The organism is Clostridium sp. YIM B02500, from assembly GCF_022324665.1.
In the GTDB taxonomy this organism is placed as follows: domain Bacteria; phylum Bacillota; class Clostridia; order Clostridiales; family Clostridiaceae; genus Clostridium; species Clostridium beijerinckii.
On record NZ_JAKGTE010000006.1, the window covers coordinates 229,180 to 235,179 of the forward strand.

General features: G+C 29.1%; 7 protein-coding genes and 1 pseudogene. 7 read left to right on the forward strand and 1 reads right to left on the reverse strand.

Going from position 1 to position 6,000, the window contains the following annotated elements:
* Positions 1-32 precede the first annotated feature (32 nt).
* Positions 33-710, forward strand: coding sequence for a cell wall-binding protein (locus L1S46_RS07390; RefSeq protein WP_077830266.1), 678 nt, complete (start codon positions 33-35; stop codon positions 708-710).
* A 186-nt stretch (positions 711-896) separates the two neighbouring features.
* Here L1S46_RS07390 and L1S46_RS07395 read toward each other — a convergent pair whose 3' ends face one another.
* Positions 897-1,361, reverse strand: a complete 465-nt coding sequence (locus tag L1S46_RS07395) for a redoxin domain-containing protein (RefSeq protein WP_236897515.1) — start codon at positions 1,359-1,361, stop codon at positions 897-899.
* 265 nt (positions 1,362-1,626) lie between these two features.
* On the opposite strand from L1S46_RS07395, the gene L1S46_RS07400 reads away from it, so the two are divergent.
* From L1S46_RS07400 to L1S46_RS07425, 6 genes and pseudogenes are all read left to right on the forward strand, one after another.
* Positions 1,627-2,082, forward strand: a complete 456-nt coding sequence (locus L1S46_RS07400) for a LytTR family DNA-binding domain-containing protein (protein WP_017209231.1) — start codon at positions 1,627-1,629, stop codon at positions 2,080-2,082.
* A 2-nt stretch (positions 2,083-2,084) separates the two neighbouring features.
* The gene (locus L1S46_RS07405; protein WP_077830264.1) at positions 2,085-2,783 is read left to right on the forward strand and encodes a LiaF domain-containing protein; all 699 of its coding nucleotides are present in this window, start codon (positions 2,085-2,087) and stop codon (positions 2,781-2,783) included.
* 390 nt (positions 2,784-3,173) lie between these two features.
* On the forward strand, positions 3,174-3,650 hold the full coding sequence (locus L1S46_RS07410) for a DUF2975 domain-containing protein (RefSeq protein ID WP_236897517.1): 477 nt from the start codon (positions 3,174-3,176) through the stop codon (positions 3,648-3,650).
* A 56-nt stretch (positions 3,651-3,706) separates the two neighbouring features.
* Positions 3,707-3,916, forward strand: a complete 210-nt coding sequence (locus tag L1S46_RS07415) for a helix-turn-helix transcriptional regulator (RefSeq protein WP_017209228.1) — start codon at positions 3,707-3,709, stop codon at positions 3,914-3,916.
* Positions 3,917-4,000: 84 nt separating this feature from the next.
* Positions 4,001-4,219: pseudogene (locus L1S46_RS07420) on the forward strand (DUF2975 domain-containing protein); the annotation flags it as partial.
* 33 nt (positions 4,220-4,252) lie between these two features.
* On the forward strand, positions 4,253-5,599 hold the full coding sequence (locus tag L1S46_RS07425; protein WP_077830262.1) for a radical SAM protein: 1,347 nt from the start codon (positions 4,253-4,255) through the stop codon (positions 5,597-5,599).
* Positions 5,600-6,000: the final 401 nt, after the last annotated feature.

Below are 6,000 nucleotides of genomic sequence, written 5' to 3' on the forward strand. Positions count from 1 at the left end.
ATCATGTTATGAATAAATATGGGGGAAATAAAATGAGAAAGTTAATATCTGGTGCTTTAGTGGTAATTTCAGTATTAGTTTTAAGTCCAACTGAAGCTAGTGCTGAATGGAGACAAGATAATAATGGCTGGTGGTACTCAGAAGGAAATTCATATGCTAAGGGATGGAGAGACATTAATGGAAAGACGTATTATTTTGATTCAAATGGATATATGAAAACTGGATGGGTGCAAGATAATTATTATGAGACTTGGCATTATTTTTATCAAGATGGAGCTATGGCACATGGTACTGTAATTGATGGATATGAACTAGATGAAGATGGAACTTGGATTAAACCATCCAAGGAAGCTGAAGAAGCAAGAAATTTAATATTAAAAGAAGACAGCAGTTACATTTCAAAAATGAATGCTGCTTATGGCGCTAAGCTGACAAAAAGATATTTTGAAGGGAATATTAATAAGTTCATAACCAATGATAAATGGAATCTACCAGTAGAGGATGTATATGTGTTTAGCCTTACAGGATCTTATAATGATGAATACTGTGGATACATGGTTGGTAAGACAAGTAAAAATGTATATTGCGTGCCACATCAAGGAGGACTTTCAATATATCAAATAAAGAATAATGAAATAGTAAAAACTTATAAGTGGCTTGATAGCTATGGATATGATGGTAACTGGCGTAATTTAGACAAAGATAAATAATTTTAAATAAAGTCGATTTTTTCATTAAAAACTTTATGTATATTTATATAATAAAAATCCAAGGTTTATGAGCCTTGGATTTTTAAGTATGTACAATTTTATAATTCATGCTTAAAGAATAATACATAAATGCAATTACAACATTACTAAATCATAGACAAATCATTTAATAATTCCATTAATATGTTATTGGTTATTAGATAAAACCTGTAAAACTTCATTTATATCTGGAAGTTGTTCTGATGGATAAACTTTTATCCATTGAACTTTACCATCTTCATTTATGATTATGTTGGCACGTGCTGATATTCCCTTAGTTTTATCAAATATTCCATAGTCACATGCTATTTTACCATAAGGCCAAAAATCTGATAGAAGACTAACATTCTTAATTTGGAGAACGGTTGCCCATGCTTCTTTGCAAGGCTGAGAATCTACACTGAATCCAAGTGGAACAGTGTTGAGATTTTGAAATTTCTCGAAATTAGTTTCTAATGCTCGAATTTGATCTGTACATACTGGTGTCCAAGCTAGAGGATGCCAGGAAAGAAGTACTTTTTTTCCTTTAAAATCAGATAACTTTATATCTTGTTTTTTATTATCTTTCGCTTTAAAATCTGGTGCATCTGCACCTATTGTAATTGGAGTCATTATAATCTTCCTTTCTCTTTAAATTCTCTTAATATAGAATTCCCTAAACAATAGTTTTTATGAAAATTAAGAAGTAAAGGTATAAAAGAGCTATTTTTTCTAAAGATTATTCTAGATAAATAATAGGTGAAGCTTTAGAAAAATCAAAGACCATGCACAAAGCATATAAAAATATACCACTTATAAGTGATAACTAACCACTTACTGCTATCGTGTTTACAACGTAAAAGCCAGCCAATATAATAAAGATGTGGGGAGTGAAAATATGAAAATACGGGTTGAACTTGATAATGAAATTAAAGAAAATGAAGTTATTATTAAATGTAATGAATTAAATGAAGAGGTTAGAAATATCCAAATTGTGCTTGGTGAGCTGCTGTCACAAAAAAAGCATATAACCTTTTACAAAGGAGAAACAGAGTATTATCTTTCACTAGAAGAAATTTTGTTTTTTGAAACTGAAGAAAGTGGTATTTGTGCACATACCATTAATAATATATATAACGTAAAGTATAAGCTATATGAACTCGAGGAATTATTGCCAGGATATTTTATGAGAGTTTCAAAATCAACAATACTAAATACAAATCATATTTACTCCATAACAAAAAGTATATCATCATCAAGCAGAGTTGAATTTCAAAATACTCACAAGCAGGTGTATGTTTCAAGATATTATTACAAGCCATTAAAAATTAAATTATTAGAAAAGAGGAAATAATGATGAAAAAAGAAAGAGTCTTCTGGGGAATTTTATTTATACTAGCAGGTATCTTTATGGTTATAAGTAAACTTGGATACTTTCCAGATATAAATGCATTTAGTTTGATATTAACAGTTTTTCTAGTAGTGGTCATTGCAAAAAGTATACCTCATCTTAACTTTTCAGGTATTCTATTTCCAATTGCATTTATTTGTATAATCTATGCTAAACAATTAGGAATTACAGCTATTACTCCTTGGACTGTGCTTATGGCAGCACTATTTGGTAGCATCGGCCTTTCAATGATTTTTCATAAACATGTTAACTGGATTCATCATAATCATGTTCATGAGGATTATAAATTCGAAAAAATTGACATAGAAGATGAAGGTAATATTATATTTAGAAATTCATTTGGAGCTTGTATTAAATATATAAATACAAATGAATTTGAACAAGCTGATCTTAACTGCTCATTTGGAGCTATGAAGGTGTATTTTGATAATGCAGTTATGAGCAGCGAAAATGCTATAGTAAGAGTTAATGCTTCTTTTTCAGGAGTAGAGTTATATATACCAAGAACTTGGAAGGTTGATAATAAGACTAATGTATTTTTAGGTTCTGTTGATGAAAAAAATAGAAACAATGAGAGATCGACAAATACATTAACGTTAGTTGGAGATGTTAGTTTTTCAGGAGTAGAAATAATTTATATATAAATAAGAAGATGTTAAGAAAAAGTGCTAAATATCATGAGATATAGCACTTTTTTTGTTTAGGAACTACCCATGAAGGCAAAGCATTCACGAATGATGTAGTTCTTTTTTGTGCTCAGATATGGCCATTAGGCTTTTTAATCTCGTTTTTGAATTAACATTCAAAACTTGCTTTTCGCATACAAAAACTGCATTTCATTTACAAATATTCAGTTGTCAATTACAAACATTGCATTTAGATTTACAAAATAGCATTTCGTTTTACAATTGAGTTGATGATCCGGTCTTTTTTTGCTTAAAAACAAATAAATAATGAAAATTAATAAAAATTTATTGAAAAACGATAAATGGTGTGATATCTTATATATATAATTTAAAAGTGAGGTGCTTTTTATGAAACGATATTCAACGATTTTTTTAAAGATAAATGTTATTCTTATCGGAGTTCCAGTTCTTGCTTTATGTATATTTGGGGCAATTCGATTGACTAATAATCCAATAAATCCAGACTATGCAAATATGATATATCCAATTTTAGCAGGTATGCTTGTATCAGTTGTGCCGTTCTTTGCTGCATTGTATCAGACTTTAAAGCTTTTAGGGTATATTGATAAAAACATAGCGTTTTCTGAGTTATCTGTAAAGGCTTTAAAGAATATAAAATACTGTGCAGTTATAATATCTGCATTATATGTGGTGGTAATTCCATTTGTTTACTTGTTAGCAGAGAAAGACGATGCTCCAGGTTTAATAATAATTGGAATGATACCTATCTTTGCTTCATTGGTAATCGCAGTTTTCTCTGCTGTTCTTCAAAGGCTCTTAAAAGAAGCCATAGACATAAAATCAGAAAATGATTTAACAGTGTAAGGCGTAAAGATTAATAATCTTAATGTACAGAATGAAGAATACAGGAGGAAAATAATATGGCGATTATAATTAATATTGATGTTATGCTAGCTAAAAGGAAAATGAGTGTGACCGAGCTTACTGAGAAAGTTGGAATAACAATGGCAAATCTTTCTATACTCAAAAATGGCAAGGCAAAAGCTATTAGATTTTCAACTTTAGAGGCAATATGCAAAGCCTTAGATTGTCAGCCAGGTGATATTTTAGAATTTAGAAATGATATATAAAGATTAAAAGTGAGATACAAATAGTAATGATTTTTATACAAAAGATAAGGAATACAGGAGTTTTTTTTATGAAACGAAGTCTTATCAGAATTATCTATAAAGGCTTTAAAGAATATAAGATACTGTGGAATTACAATCAGTGTTTTATATGTGATATCCATGCCACTCTTATTTCTCATGGCAGATGGAGACGATGCCCTAGGAATAATACTATTTGCATTATTAGTCATTTTTTCCACTAGTATGAGTGCAGTCTTTGCTAATATTTTTGAAAAAAGATGTCATAGCAATAGAATCAGTTAAATGTTAAGTGAATTTTAGTTAAGGAGGCAATATATGAAGATTAAATTAATTCAACCTGCAATGCTACCAAGGCCCATGGATACAAAATTAAAGACCAGAATGTCTCCTTCATTAGCTCTACTCACAATAGCAAATCTTACACCTAAAGAACATGAGATTATTATTGAAAATGAAAATGTTGATACGATAGATTTTGATGAAAATGTTGATTTAGTTGCTATAACTGTTACTGTAGATGTTATGAATAGGGCAGTAGAAATATCAAAGGAATTCCAAAAGCGTGGGGTAAAAGTAATTGCAGGAGGTATACATATAACAGCAGATCCAGAAGGAGCTGTAAATAGCTTTGATGCAATCATTATAGGAATGGCTGAGAGGGTTTGGGAGAAAGTTCTTAAGGATACAGAAAATAATTCAATAAAAAAAATATATTATGATATGGAAAATATTAATGGAAACGAAATAGTATCTCCTGATTATAGTATGATAGATAATAAGAAATATTTATATACTAATATAATTAGTACAAGCAGGGGATGTCCTTTTAAATGTGATTTTTGCTATAATAGCTGCACTAATTCCATTAAAACTTATATTAATAGGCCCATAGAAGATGTAATTAAAGACATTAAAGTACTAAAAACAAAACATATTATGTTTATTGATGATAATTTTATTGGAAATCCTAAATGGACTAAGGAATTATTAAAAGAAATAAAACCTCTAAAGTTGAAATGGAATGCAGCAGTTACATCTAATATAGTGGATATGCGTGATCTATTAGATGAGATGAAAGAATCAGGGTGCCAAAGCCTTTTTATAGGGTTTGAAAGTATAAATAGTAAGTCAATAGAAAGCGTACATAAGGTTCAAAATAGTGTAAGCAGATATGAGAAGCTTATAGATGAGATTCATAAAAGAGGAATAATGATAAATGCAAGCTTTGTTTTTGGATTAGATGAAGATGATGCATCAATATTTAAGAGCACATTAGAGTGGATAGTTAAAAATAAAATAGAAACAGTAACTTCTCATATAATGACTCCTTATCCTGGCACAAAGTTATACTCATCATTATTAAAGAAAAATAGAATAGTAGATTATAATTTATCTAATTATAATACTTCGCATGTTGTATACAAACCAAAGAATATGACAGCAGAAGAATTATATAATGGCTATCTATGGATATATAAAGAAGTATATACGTTTAAGAATATAATAAAGAGACTTCCTAAATCTAAAAAACAATGGATTCCATTTTTAGCTTTTAATTTACTTTATAGGAAGTTTGGAAAGCTAACTGAGTTGGTATGTAATATTGTTTCCTTTGAAGTTATAGGAAGGCTTTCCAGATGGGTTGCTTATAGGATAAAGTAATTGGTAGATGAGTATATGGATGAAATTAATGCCTGACATTGTTAGGCATTATAAAAGTGCCATTTATAGTAAAAGCCAATTTGATTATTTAACTAAGCATAAATTTAGCTTAAATAAATTACTTATTAATTGGTTTTAAAATAAATTTTAATATTTTTTTCCACCAAAGAGATAGAGCACCTAATAAAGTGATGATGAGAAACATTACTATATTGTATATGACATCTATATTTTGAATATTTGAGATTGATTCAAACAATCCAAGTCGTATTAAGTGTAGGATTATAATTGTAAGATATGTTAACGTGTAAATTACTCGAAATATTTTTTTGAGTCTGTCAAGACTTTCGTGTAAACTTCAAAAAGTAATATGTTTATTTTATAAGGTTGGAGGTAGAATA

Excerpts from the sequence above, each read along its gene's own strand:
- L1S46_RS07405 (WP_077830264.1), top strand. The coding sequence starts at position 2,085 with ATGAAAAAAGAAAGAGTCTTCTGGGGAATTTTATTTATACTAGCAGGT.
- L1S46_RS07400 (WP_017209231.1), top strand. The coding sequence starts at position 1,627 with ATGAAAATACGGGTTGAACTTGATAATGAAATTAAAGAAAATGAAGTT.
- L1S46_RS07410 (WP_236897517.1), top strand. The coding sequence starts at position 3,174 with ATGAAACGATATTCAACGATTTTTTTAAAGATAAATGTTATTCTTATC.
- L1S46_RS07415 (WP_017209228.1), top strand. The coding sequence starts at position 3,707 with ATGGCGATTATAATTAATATTGATGTTATGCTAGCTAAAAGGAAAATG.
- L1S46_RS07390 (WP_077830266.1), top strand. The coding sequence starts at position 33 with ATGAGAAAGTTAATATCTGGTGCTTTAGTGGTAATTTCAGTATTAGTT.
- L1S46_RS07425 (WP_077830262.1), top strand. The coding sequence starts at position 4,253 with ATGAAGATTAAATTAATTCAACCTGCAATGCTACCAAGGCCCATGGAT.
- L1S46_RS07395 (WP_236897515.1), bottom strand. The coding sequence starts at position 1,361 with ATGACTCCAATTACAATAGGTGCAGATGCACCAGATTTTAAAGCGAAA.